Origin of the sequence: Peribacillus kribbensis DSM 17871 (genome assembly GCF_000430765.1) — a bacterium.
Lineage (GTDB): Bacteria > Bacillota > Bacilli > Bacillales > DSM-1321 > Paraperibacillus > Paraperibacillus kribbensis.
On sequence record NZ_KE387242.1, the window covers coordinates 50,708 to 66,534 of the forward strand.

Annotated in this window: 16 protein-coding genes and 3 pseudogenes; 12 read left to right on the forward strand and 7 right to left on the reverse strand. The window is 37.4% G+C overall.

Going from position 1 to position 15,827, the window contains the following annotated elements:
• Positions 1-128 precede the first annotated feature (128 nt).
• Genes H539_RS32635 through H539_RS32910 form a run of 3 tightly spaced genes read right to left on the reverse strand, consistent with a single transcriptional unit; the run spans position 129 to position 770 of the window.
• On the reverse strand, positions 129-320 hold the full coding sequence (locus H539_RS32635) for a helix-turn-helix domain-containing protein (RefSeq protein WP_155890204.1): 192 nt from the start codon (positions 318-320) through the stop codon (positions 129-131).
• Positions 286-621, reverse strand: coding sequence for an AAA-type ATPase lid domain-containing protein (locus H539_RS33525; RefSeq protein WP_483823620.1), 336 nt, complete (start codon positions 619-621; stop codon positions 286-288). The genes H539_RS32635 and H539_RS33525 overlap by 35 nt, the downstream gene beginning before the upstream one ends.
• On the reverse strand, positions 618-770 hold the full coding sequence (locus H539_RS32910; RefSeq protein WP_155890206.1) for a sigma 54-interacting transcriptional regulator: 153 nt from the start codon (positions 768-770) through the stop codon (positions 618-620). The genes H539_RS33525 and H539_RS32910 overlap by 4 nt, the downstream gene beginning before the upstream one ends.
• 696 nt (positions 771-1,466) lie before the next feature.
• On the opposite strand from H539_RS32910, the gene H539_RS0122160 reads away from it, so the two are divergent.
• The 7 genes and pseudogenes from H539_RS0122160 (at position 1,467) to H539_RS0122195 (ending at position 6,816) form a co-directional block, all read left to right on the forward strand.
• Positions 1,467-1,853, forward strand: coding sequence for a DUF3139 domain-containing protein (locus H539_RS0122160; RefSeq protein ID WP_026695343.1), 387 nt, complete (start codon positions 1,467-1,469; stop codon positions 1,851-1,853).
• 259 nt (positions 1,854-2,112) lie between these two features.
• A complete protein-coding gene (locus tag H539_RS0122165; RefSeq protein WP_026695344.1) occupies positions 2,113-2,565 on the forward strand; it encodes a MarR family winged helix-turn-helix transcriptional regulator in 453 nt (150 codons plus the stop codon).
• A gap of 24 nt (positions 2,566-2,589) precedes the next feature.
• On the forward strand, positions 2,590-3,108 hold the full coding sequence (gene paiA, locus H539_RS0122170; protein WP_026695345.1) for a spermidine/spermine N(1)-acetyltransferase: 519 nt from the start codon (positions 2,590-2,592) through the stop codon (positions 3,106-3,108).
• A gap of 21 nt (positions 3,109-3,129) precedes the next feature.
• Complete coding sequence (locus H539_RS0122175; protein WP_026695346.1) at positions 3,130-3,747, forward strand: FMN-binding negative transcriptional regulator; 618 nt, start codon at positions 3,130-3,132, stop codon at positions 3,745-3,747.
• A 42-nt stretch (positions 3,748-3,789) separates the two neighbouring features.
• Complete coding sequence (locus H539_RS0122180) at positions 3,790-4,017, forward strand: hypothetical protein (RefSeq protein WP_026695347.1); 228 nt, start codon at positions 3,790-3,792, stop codon at positions 4,015-4,017.
• A pseudogene (locus tag H539_RS32915) lies at positions 3,998-4,391 on the forward strand (MBL fold metallo-hydrolase); the annotation flags it as partial. The gene H539_RS0122180 and the pseudogene H539_RS32915, both read left to right, overlap by 20 nt.
• Before the next feature lie 628 nt (positions 4,392-5,019).
• Positions 5,020-6,816: a M3 family oligoendopeptidase gene (locus H539_RS0122195; RefSeq protein ID WP_026695349.1), complete on the forward strand. Its 1,797-nt coding sequence runs from the start codon at positions 5,020-5,022 to the stop codon at positions 6,814-6,816.
• Positions 6,817-7,217: 401 nt separating this feature from the next.
• Here the strand turns inward: H539_RS0122195 and H539_RS0122205 are convergent, their stop codons facing one another.
• Entirely contained in the window at positions 7,218-7,697 is a 480-nt protein-coding gene (locus H539_RS0122205) for a pyridoxamine 5'-phosphate oxidase family protein (RefSeq protein ID WP_425414761.1), read from the reverse strand.
• 216 nt (positions 7,698-7,913) lie between these two features.
• On the opposite strand from H539_RS0122205, the gene H539_RS0122210 reads away from it, so the two are divergent.
• The 3 genes from H539_RS0122210 (at position 7,914) to H539_RS29395 (ending at position 9,733) form a co-directional block, all read left to right on the forward strand.
• Positions 7,914-8,312, forward strand: coding sequence for a VOC family protein (locus H539_RS0122210; protein WP_026695351.1), 399 nt, complete (start codon positions 7,914-7,916; stop codon positions 8,310-8,312).
• Between the two features lie 136 nt (positions 8,313-8,448).
• Positions 8,449-9,240 carry a DUF4362 domain-containing protein gene (locus tag H539_RS30320; protein ID WP_051348741.1) on the forward strand — a complete coding sequence of 264 codons (792 nt, stop codon included), beginning with the start codon at positions 8,449-8,451 and terminating at the stop codon, positions 9,238-9,240.
• Between the two features lie 178 nt (positions 9,241-9,418).
• Positions 9,419-9,733: a hypothetical protein gene (locus H539_RS29395; RefSeq protein WP_026695352.1), complete on the forward strand. Its 315-nt coding sequence runs from the start codon at positions 9,419-9,421 to the stop codon at positions 9,731-9,733.
• Between the two features lie 320 nt (positions 9,734-10,053).
• Here H539_RS29395 and H539_RS0122225 read toward each other — a convergent pair whose 3' ends face one another.
• The 3 genes and pseudogenes from H539_RS0122225 to H539_RS32475 form a co-directional block, all read right to left on the reverse strand.
• Entirely contained in the window at positions 10,054-10,395 is a 342-nt protein-coding gene (locus H539_RS0122225; RefSeq protein ID WP_026695353.1) for a hypothetical protein, read from the reverse strand.
• Between the two features lie 720 nt (positions 10,396-11,115).
• Entirely contained in the window at positions 11,116-11,550 is a 435-nt protein-coding gene (locus H539_RS0122230) for a hypothetical protein (protein WP_026695354.1), read from the reverse strand.
• 187 nt (positions 11,551-11,737) lie between these two features.
• Positions 11,738-12,094, reverse strand: a pseudogene (locus H539_RS32475) (IS1595 family transposase); the annotation flags it as partial.
• 184 nt (positions 12,095-12,278) lie between these two features.
• Here H539_RS32475 and H539_RS29400 point away from each other — a divergent pair.
• Together H539_RS29400 and H539_RS0122250 are read left to right on the forward strand one after the other, a co-directional pair.
• Positions 12,279-13,272 (forward strand): annotated as a pseudogene (locus H539_RS29400) (IS110 family RNA-guided transposase); the annotation flags it as partial.
• Positions 13,273-14,307: 1,035 nt separating this feature from the next.
• Entirely contained in the window at positions 14,308-15,819 is a 1,512-nt protein-coding gene (locus H539_RS0122250; RefSeq protein ID WP_026695358.1) for a COG4705 family protein, read from the forward strand.
• Positions 15,820-15,827 lie beyond the last annotated feature (8 nt).

Here is a 15,827-nt window from a genome sequence, read left to right on the forward strand (position 1 = left end):
AAAGCGAGAGGTATTCTATCTCTTGCTTTTTTACTTTAAATTTTAAGAGTTTTAATTACAAAAATGGAAAACATATAAGACCAATTGGGCATTTGATCTTATATGCTTGGCATGTACGGTTAGGATACCTACATCTCCTTCAACTTCCGCCACAAAGTCGCCCGGCTGATCCCCAGATGCTGTGCAGTCAGATCCTTATTGCCGTTAAATTTCTCAAGATTGTTCAGGATAGCCTGCTTTTCCATATCCCGAAGTGTCCCCTCGAAAATAGGGGAATCTGCCGGTTCATCGTCCTGCTGGTCCCGGGGAGTTAGTTTCACTTCTATGCTTCAGTTCGGTGCTGATCTCCAGTAATATGTCTTCGTTTGGAATGTCTGTCTGGTATAAGACGACAAGTCTTTCTAACATATTTTCCAGTTCCCGGATGTTTCCAGGCCATGGATGATATGAGAATGTGTCGATGATTTCGTCTGGCAGACTCGGTTTTGGGCCTTGGTAGCGATAACTGATTTTGTTCAGCAGCATCTTACGAGTAAAGGGATATCCTCCTTGCGCTTTCTCAGGGGAGGAAGCGGGATGTTCAGGACATTGAGGCGGTAATATAAGTCTGCCCGGAATCATCCTTCACGGATGTCGATTTGCAAATCGCGGTGTGTGGCTGCGATGATGCGGACATCCAACTTGATGATGGAGCTTCCTCCGACACGCATAATCTCCCAGAGAGTGAGCAAAAAGAGGGATGGCCCGAGCAAAACTATGGTCCTGAGCAAAACCGATCAAGCTTTGAGCAAAAAAAGGGGATCTTTAAGTAAAACCAGGAGCTGGAGCAATTTCTTACGGGGGCGGCGCAAAAAGAGGGAAGCCAGAGCAAAAAACCTATGGTCCTGAGCAAAACCGATCCAGGCTTGAGCAAAAAAAGGGGATCTTTGAGCAAAACCAGGAGTTGGAGCAAAATTATATGGAGGTGGAGCAAAAAGCGAGAGGGCCCGAGCAAAAATCTATAGCCTTGAGCAAAACCGAACCAGCTTTGAGCAAAAAAGGGGATCTCTGAGCAAAACCAGGAGCTGGAGCAAAATCTTACGAGGGTGGTGCAAAAAGAGGGAGGGCCCGAGCAAAAATCCTATGTCCTGAGCAAAATCGATCCAGGTTTGAGCAAAAAAAGAGGATCTTTGAGCAAAATTAGGAGCTGGAGAAAATTCTTAAGTTGGCGGAGCAAAAAGGGGTGGGGCTCGAGCAGAAGTCCTATAGCCCTGAGCAAAAACTAGCCAGGTTTGAGCAAAAAAAGGGGATCTTTGAGCAGAATCAGACAAAACAATTATGATCCAGATAAGAGGGTACCTAAAAATTCAGCAGCAGTTTAACTGCTAGACATCCCGCCCTCCTTTTTTCAAATATATCCCAAATAAAAAAGGATTTTTTTACTGATCATGGAATATCTAATGTAGAAATACAGTGGAGGTTGATCAATGAAAAAGGGTAAGTGGTATGTTTTAGTAAGTCTGGTTCTTATCGGTTTGGCAGTTTATCTTTTTCTTCCTGGCGGGCCTGTCCGAAAATACTTGGTGATGAACGCGACAAAGAATTATCTCGCGGATCAGGGATATAAGGAAAAAGACTTTGACGTGTCGGCTGAGTATCAGTTTAAAAGGAATTCGGATGATATTAGGGGAACGGTTGCGTATGTTACGTTTAAAGATAACAAGAACATAAAATATATGTATATTCAGTGGAGGAAAAATTCTAAGATTCAGCAGCATTGCAGTTATTTTAATAAGGAAACAAAGACAGAGGATTGGGTGAATGGCGGGAAGCTGCTTCACTTGGAAGCTGCATGTACAGAGAGGGATGGATAAAATGGCAGGTACTTTCTGTCTTTGAAAATAGAGATATAACTCATGTGTGAGAAACCTAAACAACAGAACTTAGGCAGCAACAGCGGACCGAGCAATTTTGATATTGCTCGGTCCCGTTTTGTTTATAAACCCTATTCATCGTAGTTCACTTACTTCATCTCTCTTTATTTTTTGTTGCAATTGCAATAAACATACGATACATTGACTATATGCCAGCTTTATTGTATTTGCAACATAAATTAAGGCTAAGGAGAATAGGATGATAGAAATTCTGCGGGAAATCGGAATGATTGCCAGGGCTTTAGATTCTATAAGCAATATAGAATTCAAGGAGTTTGATCTTACTAAAGGCCAGTATTTGTATCTTGTGCGAATCTGTGAAAACCCGGGGATCATTCAGGAAAAATTAGCTGAAATGATTAAAGTGGATCGAACAACAGCAGCTCGTGCCATCAAAAAACTTGATATGAATGGTTTTATTGAAAAAAAGGAGGATCCACACAATAAAAAAATAAAAAAGCTATTCCCAACAGATAAAGGGGAAAGAGTCAATCCGTTTATAAAAAGAGAAAATGAATATTCCAATACTATCGCCTTAGAAGGACTTTCTGAAGGCGAAATAGAAAATCTATCCGGCCTTCTTCAACGAGTTAGAAAAAATATTGAGGTCGACTGGGAATTTGTAAAAAAGGGAAACAAGAGAAATTATTAATCACCATAAGGAGCGGATCTATCAATGACTATGAATATAAGAAAATGTACCCTGGAGGATGTATCCATCCTGCAGGAAATCAGCTATGACACATTTAATGAAACCTTCAAGCAGCAAAACTCACCAGAAAATATGATTGCCTATTTGGAACGGGCCTTTAACTTGAAACAATTAGAAAACGAATTATCCAATGCTTCTTCCCAATTCTTTTTTGTTTATTTTAATGATGAAGCAGCGGGATATTTAAAGGTCAATACCTGGGATGCGCAGACTGAAGAAATGGGGAAGGACTCATTTGAAATTGAAAGAATTTATATAAGAAGTCAATTTCAAAAGCATGGACTTGGTAAATATCTTCTCAATCAGGCAATTGAACTTGCGATGGAAGGCGGCAAAAAGAACGTCTGGCTCGGGGTATGGGAAAAAAATGAGAATGCGATTGCTTTTTATAAGAAAATGGGGTTTGTCCAGACCGGTGCCCATTCTTTTTATATGGGGGATGAAGAACAAGTGGACTTTATCATGACTAAAACACTTCTATAACAATTGGAAAGGTGGTTCAATATGTATACTCCTAAATATTTTAAGGCAGAAGAACTTGATGAAATTTGGGATGTAGTCAAAAACAACTCCTTTGGGACCATTGTAACAACAGATAAGGGGAAACCCATTGCCACCCATCTGCCTCTAGGTGTAAAGAAACAAGGCGGGGAATATTATCTTTCAGGACATTTCGCCTATGGAAATTCACAGTGGAGAACATTAGAAAACGGTGAAGATGTGTTTGTCATGTTTCAAGGGCCGCATGCGTACATTTCTTCTTCCTGGTATGAGCAGGAACAAGTTCCAACCTGGAATTATCAAGCCGTACATGTATATGGGAAAGCCAGCATCTTAGAGAAAGCAGAACTGATCGAAGATTTAACCGCGATGCTTGAAAAATATGAAAAAAATCGTGAAGATCCTGTTTTATGGGATAAACTTTCCCCGCAGCTTTTAGATAGAGAATTGAAGGGAATTGTTGGATTTAAGATCAAGGTTGAAGAAGTTCAGGCCGCATTTAAATTAAGTCAAAATCGAAATGAAACAGATTATATGAATATCATTCAAAAATTGCGAAATGAAGGAAACCTACATTCCGAACAAATGGCAGAATTGATGCAAGAGAGAAAGAAGAGATAAGCCCGTTTTTTTAAATACCTTGCAGCTGATGAGGTTTTTTGCATGAAATTTGAAGGAGATGTCACATTGAAATTGAAAGAGGTAACATTACCTTTAATTTCAGAAAAAGAAAGATTAGTAATAAGACCGTTAAAGTACGATGACTATGAAAACTGGTTAAATGAATTTGAAAATCGTTATTCATCTCAAAATCGTCACGATAAAGGAAAACTAGATATGAATGTATGTACGCTAGAGTGGTTTCATAATCTGGCAGATGTGTCCAAGTGACAAGATTACCTATTGGTCTGGAGATATCTTCGAAATACATAATGGAATCACTTTACATCGGCTTGGGTGACATTTTAAAGGCGGCACCGTCATGGAGTGGGCTAATGGCAATAATCAAAAAGGGATCTTATTGACAGGAGACATTATCCAGGTTACCGCAGACACAAACTGGGTTAGTTTTATGTATAGTTATCCTAACTCATTCCACTGCCTTCTTTTAAAGTTAAAGAAATGGCAGACAGGGTCCGCAAGATTCAATTTGATAGGCTGTATAATGCATTCCATCGTGTGGTAAACACGACGCTAACTCGGCAGTGCAAGAATCCGCAAAGAGATATATACGTGCTTTAAACGGCACTCTGTTTGATACCTGAATATCGGAATAAAAATGGCTGTCTATTGCTGACAGCTTTTTCTTATGTCCCTGCGTCCATTCGTGCTACTAATGAAAAAAAGATGTTTATTTAGCTAGTTTAACAAGAAGATATCTTCAGCATGGATTTTAGAAATATGGAATAAAATGTTAATAATTTGCATCTCTCGGGTATATCTCTTTAAAAGGAGATGATCGAGTGAACAGTAAATTCTTGAAAAAGAATATGCGGTGGATCTTATTAGTATTGGGGTTCCTTATTCTATTAATGATTTTTACCTCATTGTATAAAGATTTTGACATACTTGGTTTTCCGTTTAGTGTTTTGCTGATGATCCTTTTATTTATCCTCCCCTAGTTGGAATGATAATCGAAGCGTTTCAGAGAGAGACCCACTACGCGATGAGTGTTCTTTTTATAATGGCATTCGTTTCCATTCTAGTTATGCTTTCTATGCTGCTTAGATTGGTCATCTTTGGATAGTTCAAGAAAAGTGGCCTGTGCTGCCACCCTCTTTATTGAAAAATGGATTTATAACTATTTATAAATATTCATCACTCCCTTCCTCTAATTTATGGTAATATAAGAATATACGTTCGGTCAGTATTCATAAGAGAGGATGTAAGCAAATGGAGAAAGTCAGGTATTCAAAAGTATGGAATTTAGACAGCGTTTTCATGGGAGGCAGCCAATCAGAGCCATTTATCAACCATATTAATAGAGTAGAAACCCTCCTGCAGGAATTAGAGGAACGAATTCGTTCATTTATTCCCCCACTTTCAACGGATGCATTTGATCAAGTACTCCATTTAGTAGAAAACATCGGAACCATTCGCTTGTACTTAACTCAAGCTGCTTCGTTTATCACCTGTCTCCTTGCAGAAAATCCTAAGAATCAAGATGCTTCGAAATGGCGGGGGAAAGTTCTCAAAGTGGAAGCCTTTTTTGAAAAAGAATTATCGAAAGTAAAGAAGCTCCTTGTCAATATAAAGGAAGATGTTTGGGAAGGTATGCTAGAAACCGAAGATTTGCAGGAATATGCCTATATTCTTAATGAATTGCGTGAAAATATTGACGGGAATTTATCAGAAGGAGAGCTGCATCTAATTTCAGATTTAATGCCAGATGGATACCAAGCCTGGGGATCTTTCTATAATACTCTCGTAAGCAGTTTGAAAGTACATATACATTTGAATGGAAAAGAAGAGCATTTTTCAGTCGGACAGGCGATTAACTTGCGGGCGGACCATAACGAAGAAGTGCGTAAGAAAGCTCATGATGCATTAGAAACTTTATGGACAGAGAAAGAAGAACTTTTTAGCCAAATCATAAATTCGATTACAGGCTTTCGAATACAAGTCAATCAAAGACAGGGGATAAGAAATGCTTTAGAAGAGCCTTTGAAAAAGAATAGAATGAAGGAAGAAACACTTAATGTGATGTGGAAGGTCATCTGTAAATATAAACAGCCTTTTTCGGATTACTTAAAGCGGAAGGCTGAAATGATGGGCACGAGCGGTATGAAGGCTTATAACTTTTGGGCCCCCCTGACAAAAAGCAATTCTCAGATCACATTCGAGGAAGCATCTGGACTTATAACAGAACACTTCAGCCAGTTTGGCAGTGAATTAGAAGGGTTCGTCAGGCAGGCTTTCGAGGAAGGCTGGATCGAGGCGGAAAATCGTCCAAATAAGTCCGCAGTTCCCATTTGTGCTGGTTTTCCTTTAACTGGTGAATCAAGGGTATTTATGACATTCAGTGATACTTTTTTAAATGTATTAACTCTTGTTCATGAACTGGGGCATGCATTCCATAATCATGCTATGAAATCGGTTAATGGGGTGAACAAGCGATATCCGCTAAGCATGGCTGAAACAGCTTCAACCTTTTCCGAAATGATCATCTTTGATGCAGCTATGAAAAAGGCTGATTCAAAAGAAGAAAAATTATTTATTCTGGATGAAAAACTAAAACGCAGTGTGATGAACTTTATGAATATTCATTCTAGATTCTTATTTGAACAGAGATTATACGAGGAACGACTTGAAGGTATAGTTTCAGCTGACCGGCTGAATTCATTAATGGAGGGATCCATACAGGAGGCATATGCCGGCTCCCTGGAAGAGCCCTCGGTTCATTCTTGGGCCTGGACTCCGCACTACTATATTACACAGTCTCCCTTTTATAATTTCCCCTATACATTTGGGTATTTGTTTGCTTTAGTCCTTTATGCAAAGGCAAAGGAAAAAGGGAAAGAGTTTGAGAAGGATTATATGAATTTACTACGAGATTCAGGAAGTATGTCTGTGGAAGATTTGGTTATGAAACATTTAGGAGAAGATAGTTCGTTAGAGGAATTCTGGGAAAAAGGAATGGAAATATGTGTGGCAGATGTGGAAGAATTCCTGTCATTAACGTCTTCTTAAATGGTTTGATGATATGATTCAGCTTTGTATACTAAACTACTAGAATCAAAAAGGAGAGTATAAATGGAATATTATAAGTATTTAAGACAGTATGTAGGACATAGACCAGTACTGCTGAATGAATTCTCCGGTTCCGACTATTACATCAAAGTTTCAAATGGTGACGAACTTATTCGGTAACAGCGGTTTATTATACAAATGATGTAAGCGGTGATGTGAAGATTGACTATAACGAGTCGGAAAAAATGCAGTATTTTTCTTTGAATGAGCTACCAGGTGAACTAACAGACGAGTATAGAGGGTTTATCGAACATTACATAAAGGAAAGAGCTACTGTTTGAACAAATCGAACACTGCAAAATGGATTGCCCGGGATCCGGACAATCCATCTCTATTGTAAATTAATTTTTCAATTCAACCGTTTCATTCACATCTGCCGATTTTGAATCTTGTCCTGTCATCCGTTTATAGAGGAAGGCGATTTTCTTCACAAAATTACCGCTATCCCAATATTCGGCTGCTTCAGCTTTTATCTTGATCAGGACAACGTTCGGATCATCATAAGAAGTCTGCATGATGGTCTCATAAGCTTTGCTCCACAGTTCCTTCTTCTTGTTAAGGTCTTCGACTATTTCCGCTCTTCCGCGGACAGAAACATAGGATTTGCCTGCATAAGACACATTCACGTCTTGATCGTGTTTGATTTCTTCATATTTATTAGTCTCTTTTTTAGTGAAAAAATATAAGTCACCATCAAACTCTACTTCCTGTGTTTTCATAGGACGAGACACAAGGCCTTCATCGGTTACCGTAGTCAGCATAGCCGTATCTATGTCTTTGATTAACTCTCTTAATGTCTCCAATTCTTCTTGTTTTATCATAGACATTCCTATCACCTCATTATGGTTTATAGAGGTATACTACCCTTTATACTAACTTTTATTCAGGTAGACAGTTTTGTTGAACAAGGAATTTATACACTTACTGTTGAAATAGGGATACTGAATAAACTCTCTTTTACAATTTATTTAACCCTAGGACAAGAGAGTTAATAATGAACACTTAAAAAATTTGATACTAAAAGGAGTCGATTTAAAATGGGAAAGGTCACACCCTTTTTAATGTTTCAAGATGGCAAAGCAGAAGAAGCCATGAATTATTACACATCTCTGATTGAGGATTCAGCAATCTTACATATTGTTCGATATGGTGCAAATGACAGCGGGGATGAAGGGACTGTCATGCAGGCAGCTTTCACCTTAAAAGGCCAGGAATTCATGTGCATTGACAGTCATGTGAAACATGAGTTTTCCTTTACACCTTCGTTCTCCCTATTTATTAAGTGTGATAGTGAAAAAGAAACTGATGAGTTGTATCAGAAACTGAAAGAAGGCGGGCAAACACTGATGCCATTAGGCGATTATGGATTCAGTAAGAAATTCGGATGGATCAATGATTGTTTTGGAGTGTCATGGCAGCTAAATCTGGCTGAATAATATCAAGAACTCACACTCCTATTTGGATATAAATGGTATAATTTAGAGATAGTTAGAAAGGATTTTTGCAGACCGGTTACTGCTAAAATGACAAACAAAGTTTTCTTAAACCTTACAAAGCAGGGGAGATGAACGATTGATTCGAAAGCTCTTTTTTCTGGCCGCAGTCATCATGATCTTGTCTGGATGCTTCAGCGGCCATTATAAACCAGCCAACACCGACATTGTTGATGCACACGGAGAAATCGAAAACCTGCATGCGCTCGATGATTTTGTTGCTGATGTAAACGAAAACAAAAGGAAAGAGGTCCGTCTGGTCCGATACACGACAGAGGGGGATCCGATTTTGCATGACCTGGATTTTGACGGGAATTCCATCAAGCTTCTCATCGACTCTACTTACGATCAGTATGGAGGCGGCAAGGAGACATACAAATGTAAGGGTATCTCTCACATGGAAGGAGCTGCGGCGATCACCTATACTCTCTCTGGCTGCGGCAAAGAAAAGGAAAATATTGAGCTTCTTCGCATTGACTATGACGTTGAGGCCCAAGACCGGTTTGACTTCCACTTCAAATATGGAAAACAACTCGAAAATGAAATCGATACCAACCGCCATCTACTTAAAATCCGCGAGAGCAGCGGAATTATCGTGACTCAAAATAACCTCGTACTGACAAAAACCGAACGCACGACCATCTACAAAAAAATGATTTTGTCCAATTACCTGGAAGCAAAAAGGCTGACCGATTCATGCCAATCTCCAAAAATAAAATATGATTTAAGTGTGTGGATCAATGATAGTAAACAAACCTACCAGTGGGCTGATTGCGACAAGAGTACGGATGGACAAGAAATGACGCTTCTGGCAAAGCAGATGATACAGGTAGTGAAGACCTCTGAAGGGTATCAAGAACTTTTCCAATGAAAATTGTCAGTGGATATGAAATATGTGACGTCTGATTTTTTAAAAATCCCTTAGATAACCTGCCTAAGATTTTACGTTTTGCAGCCCCTACAGAAATTGCAAAGATGGCACTATATTTGAATCCTAAAGGTTTTTACCTATTGCGGATGAAGGTGCATATTCCGATGAAAATGTAAAAATGACCAAGGCTATCTCCGCTTGGAAGGGTTATAACAAAGACGTTGTTAATGAAGCTAATGAAATCAAGTATAATATTGACAAAACAATTGATATGAAATTCCCATCTGAAACGCCGGTTTTATTCTTCACTCCAAAAAGAGAAAAGGAAACAAAGAAAGGTAGAAACAAAGTGAGCTTTTATAAGACACAATTAACTAATTCCCCTGCTAGTAAAATTTTTACATTAGAGGGGCATCATTATTTTCATTGGACACGTTCTAAGGAGATGAGCAGAGAAGTTAATGGATTTATAGGATCATTCACTAGAAGATAAAAGCTGGTGCTCCCCGTTACAACGTGGCTGCATCCGTGATCCTCAAGACAATCCATTAACTTTAAAAGATAAACTATTTGTGGAAAACGATTGTTTCAATTCTTCCCGATAATAATCTTAACAAAATTATAGAAAAGAGTTCTATCTCAACATAAATAAACATAGCTTTCCCCATATACCATCCAATCGTTTAATAAAATGATTTACAGGATAGTACCAGGGCCCGTTAATGGATAACATTTTCTTTTGCTGAGCAGGGAATAAAAGCTGTCGAGAGATTCTCGACAGCTTATGAAAACCGGCCAAAACTAGTTGAACTCTTATTGTTGGTATTGTGAAAATGGAGAAAATGTATTGGCTGTCTGCATTCCCATTCCGATCATGCCAGACTGCCCGTTTATTTCACGTTGAAGCTGATTACACATATTTAAAATCTGTTCACATTTTTGAATGGCTACCTGATGACCCTGAAGTGACTGCTGGATGGTGCGGACTGCCTGTTCTTCTCGTGACGCCATCTGTTGAAGCATCTGCGCGTTCTGCTGTTCCTGATGAAGCATCTGCTGATACATTTGGTTGCTTTGCTGAGTCTGTTGAATTAATTGATTGGCAAGCTGGCGGCACTGATTTAATAGCTGAACAGCATTCATGTTACCGTTCATAAGAATCCACCTCCTAGTTAAATTTAGGAATTATTAATAAACAACCCCGATATTAAAATGTGAAAAAGAGGAGTGGAGAATACATCAAACTTTTATTTCCCTGAGTTACCATTTATTTAAAGTGCTAAATGAAGCCTTCTACTAACCAGAGTACTCTTTTAAGAGATGCAAGTACTATGAAGGAATGTCTCATTAAATAGAATAAACAATACCCTGTTTTCGCAAATATTGTTGCTATACCATAAAGTCTAAAACAAAGAAAACTCGCATTAGAAAATTGCGAGTTTTTGTTATTTAAGGATTCGCTTCTTCAACTAGCACCCGTTAGCTCAATACGAAGGTGAATAAATTCTCTCTGTATCAATATCGATAACAAAATCAACCCTCTATCACTTTCATAAGGGATTTGTTCAAAATTGTGAAGTCTGCAAAACACATTGGGAAGGTGTTTTATCTCATACGTTAATTCTTTTGCTTGCAGATATTTTTGTTTTAACTGTTGTTTGGAACACTTTTTCCCAATAAGTAGAACATGAATTGAAAAACCTTCGATTTCAATAATCAATATTATCACGACTGGTTGCTAATCAGTCTTATAGCTTAGATTTTGTTAAAGCACCCTCATTTTACCATAATCCCTTGTTACACTAACCTGCCCAGTTTGTTCAATAAGGAATTAAACAAAAAAGGGCGGATATCCTTCCAGGATCATCGCACCCGTTACTTTAATAAGAAGGCTTCTTCTACCTTACTAAAGTCAGCCCATAACTCCTTATCGTTTACAACATATTTTTCTTTCTTTAACCGATTTATCATAAGTTGTAAAGCATCCTTCAAATTACATATAAGGTATTTTCTTATGTCTATTACTTCAATCCCTTCCCATCTTGAGCGGGGCATATATACATCTATTGTTACATATCCATATCTCTTACTAAGCCTTAACCTCTCGCATCCTTCTGTGTCCCAGTAATCAATATCACCGTCAACGCGTAGTATCGGTGCAAATCCCTTTACTTCTTTACAATAAATATTGTCACAATGCTTATATAACAACTGTTTTAATTCCTGCAAATGAGGCGATACTACTTTATCTGCTTTAGCGCCTCCAATCTGAGCACCAAAAGTAATATACGGATTTTTTTTATTTTCCAATGAATTCACCTACTTGCTCTACTTTAATTTTTCCCATCATCTTAATTGAATCATTTTTCAACATTACTGCCTCGTTAGTTAAAGAAGATTATTTCCATTATTCTTCATTTTAACATAAGCCCTTAAAGAGGTTGCCGGTTTGATTCGAATTTTTGCACAACAAAGAATCCATTCGAAACAGATTTTTTTAGGCTAGCCTTAACATTGCAACTGTAAAATGTTTTGAATTCCGGCAAGAACCTAATAGTAACTGTTTTACCCGTTAAATTGGCAATAGTTTTTGTTTGATTAATAAATTTGAACCAGAAAAGATAGTTATCCAAGTACTTGGTTGCCACACCTTGAAACCTTTGCATAAATTTCTTGAGTTGAGCGTGATAAGCATTGACGTGTTGGATATGGTAAATTGACTTCTTGACGTAAATTCCCTTACGAATATTTACAATTTCGTGCTTTATCCCTTTTTCATCTGCAAACTTTTTATAATTAGTGCGTTATCCGAACATAACAAAGTTTTATTATCTATAAATTGACCCAATACACGGTAGTTCGATAGACCTACCTATACAAAGAAAAAAGAACCATTTATAAAAAAGATTATTGAAAAAGCTAGGAAGGAAATACATTGTAATTAACATTGCTTATTTAAGTAGAGGGTGCGTTCGAATTATAGAGTTAACCAGGTTTTACTGGTTGCTCTTTTTTTATAGGACCTATTATTGAAAAAGACTGGCGTTTGGCCAGCTGTCATACTTGAATCTACACGAAATTACCATACACCAATTATTCAATGTCTTGAGGACAATCAATATATCTTTATGTCTTAGTAAAACTTAGGAAGGTAAAGACAGATGCCATAAATGTCTATCTTCTCTTTGTGCTTTGAGCCTCATAAGAAAGGGGAGTAAGACTTCTAAATTTGAGAACCTTATCAAGTCAGCACGAAACGGTTACGAATCTATATGTTCAGGCGAAACTTCAATTCCATACGATTCTTGATCAAGTTTTTCCTGAGTATAGAGGAGTCTTTGGTGATTTATTTTCAAAAGTGTCTCTTCATTTATTGAAGGAATTCCCAACATTTGAAGATGTACTTATGGCAGGGAAACAAAGATCGTGGAGCGAATGGAGAAAATGCGTGTAAAACGGTCAGGGAGCTGGATCAGGGAGAAGGCAGCTAAGCTGGTGGCTTCGGCTGTGCGAAATCCTTTCCAACAAGGTTTATATCAAAGCCACTTGTTAAGTTTGGATATGTATATCTCAATCCTTCTTCAATACCAGGAACACCTATCTAGTTTAGAGGAGAAGATCGATGCCCTGGCAGATGAAGTTGAAGAATATAAAATTATCAAATCCATTCCCGGGATAGGAGGAAAAATCGCGGCAACGATTATTCCGAAATCGGGGAAATTGACCGGTTTAATCACCCCAAAAAACTTGTAGCATATGCAAGAATCGATCCTAGTGTCCATTCATCGGGTAAATTCACGGCTACGATCAATCATATTACCAAAAGAGGCTCCAGCCGCTTACGGCACGCTCTGTATATGGCCGTATTATGCGGGATAAGAAGCTCCAGTAACAAGAAGCTAATAGTATTATGGTAGCAAAAAAAATGAAGGAAAGCCTACAAAAGTAGCGATGATTGCTCATGTAAACAAACTTTTACACTGGATTTATGCAATCCTAACAAGGAATGAGCAGTTTCTAGACTTGGCTTAGCCCACAAGAAAAAGCATCTTATGAAAAACCTTCCTATTAATATTTGGAGGGTTATTTGGCGTGTCTTCAAAAAGTATAACACGGAAGAAAACATATTTTAATAAGAAGTGCTTGACTCCTATTAGCCTGGTTTAGTTGAAGAACATTTTGGCTGCTAAGGCGGCCTTTTCTTGTTAGCCTAAAAGAACAGGTCAGTAATAGAAGGATTATCAAAATTTAGAGCTTGATGAGGGGAATTAATATAATATTGTGTTTTGGGTAAACTTACAATAACATTTACTCGTTTTCTTTGGCTTGCTTTTTCAAGTGCTGTGGTACTACCCTGACAAGCTGATTGAATGTATAACTCCACGGCAGATACTAGTAATAAAAAAAGCAATAAGGAAAGTGTTGAAAATATCCAAATGATAGAAACTAGAAATCAAACAGCCAGCACTATTAAAAATACTTTTGAAAGTGACAGTAAAGCAACTAGCAAAAATCAGGACAGCCAGTTAGATTCTATAGATAAGCTGTTAATGAAGAATGAGAAAACCAATAAGGGTGTTCTATTGTACAAGTATTTGTTGAAAGTAATCATAATATCGAAAAAAACATCTGATTTTTATGATTCTTTATTGGTTTATTAAACTCTTATGCACAGGAAGCAATAAAAGATAAGTATATATCCAACTCGCAGTTATAATTATGGAATGCAAAAATTTAGAAGTTAAGCGAAAAAAAGATGGATTTGGTCAATTTGACGATAAGGTTAGGTATGACACCTACGCAGGTCCCCATTATCCACCAGAGGGTCCAGAAAGCTTTACTTTTAGTGTTTTTCTACAGAACTTTTCGAAGGGAGGTTTTACAATTTTGTAAAAACAGACGAACATTTTAAGAAAATGCATCTAACTTTTAATATATATATAAGTTAACTTTAATCAGTTTTTAATAAATAGCCCTTCAATTCCTAATATAATAAAGATTGAATAACATCATCTCGGAATTAAAATATGAGATGGATGGAAACCACATAAAGAAAGGAACTTAAATATGCAAGAAAATCAAAATAAAACGAAACTCTTACTTAACAAAGTGCCACAAGTGACGATTTTCTTTTGGATCATCAAAGTTTTGTGTACCACAGTTGGTGAAACATTTGCTGATTTCATCAATTTAAACCTTGGACTTGGTCTAACTCTTACTACCATTATTATGGGTGCTGCGTTTTTTATTGCATTGTTTTTTCAATTTAAAGCAAACAAATATGTTCCAGCCATTTACTGGATAACAGTTGTTCTTATAAGCGTTTTTGGAACACTGGTTACGGATAATTTGACAGATAATATGGGCGTACCACTTGAGGTTAGTACAGCAGTTTTCTCCGTGCTACTAGGACTGACTTTTCTATTTTGGTATCTTAGTGAAAAAACACTATCGATCCACACCATTTTCACTAAAAAAAGAGAAGTTTTTTATTGGCTAACGATCCTGTTCACCTTTGCACTTGGAACAGCGGTCGGCGATTTATTTTCCGAACAACTTGGTTTTGGTTATCTTTACACAGGAGTAGGCGTTGTTATTATTATTGCTCTTGTGTTCTTAGCTTATAAATATTTGAGACTTGACGGAGTATTAGCTTTCTGGATTGCGTATATATTAACTCGTCCGCTTGGAGCGTCACTTGGAGATTACCTATCCCAATCAAAAGTAAATGGCGGATTAGGACTTGGGACAACCGTTACGAGTGTGATTTTTCTTATCGCTATTTTAGCCATCATTGTTTTCCTTGCTATTTCAAAAATTGATGCAAATGCTAAAAGTGATATAGCGGAAACAAACCAAAGGAATGCAAGTAAGAAAAATGTGTTAACACAAACCATTGTTGTAATCATCATTTTCTTAACTGTTGGTATAGGTGGGTATAACTGGCGCAGTAATAATCTTGCATCACACGGTGCTTCAGAGCAAACTACATTAGCTGGTCAATTAAATGATTTTGTTAAAATTGAAAATGATATGTTAAACGATGTAAATAAAAACGACTTTGCATCAGCAAAAAAAGGCGCCGATAATTTGGAACATCAGTGGGATACACAAGAACCTAAGCTTCGAAAAATTGATAGCACAACATGGACAAAAATTGATGGAACAATTGACAATGTATTAGCAGCGGTTCGTTCTTCAAAACCTGATGTTAATCAAAGCAAAACAGCACTTACTAAGTCACTTAGTGTCTTAAAAGGCGCAAATAAATCAACATCTGGTGCCTCACAAACGACATTAGCTGGTCAATTAAATGATTTTGTTAAAATTGAAAATGATATGTTAAACGCTGTAAATAAAAACGACTTTGCATCAGCAAAAAAAGGCGCCGATAATTTGGAACATCAGTGGGATACACAAGAACCTAAGCTTCGAAAAATTGATAGCACAACATGGACAAAAATTGATGGAACAATTGACAATGTATTAGCAGCCGTTCGTTCATCAAATCCTGATGTAAAAAAGTGTAAGACAGCACTTAACCATTCACTTAGTACCATAAACGCAGCAAATAAATAATAATCTTA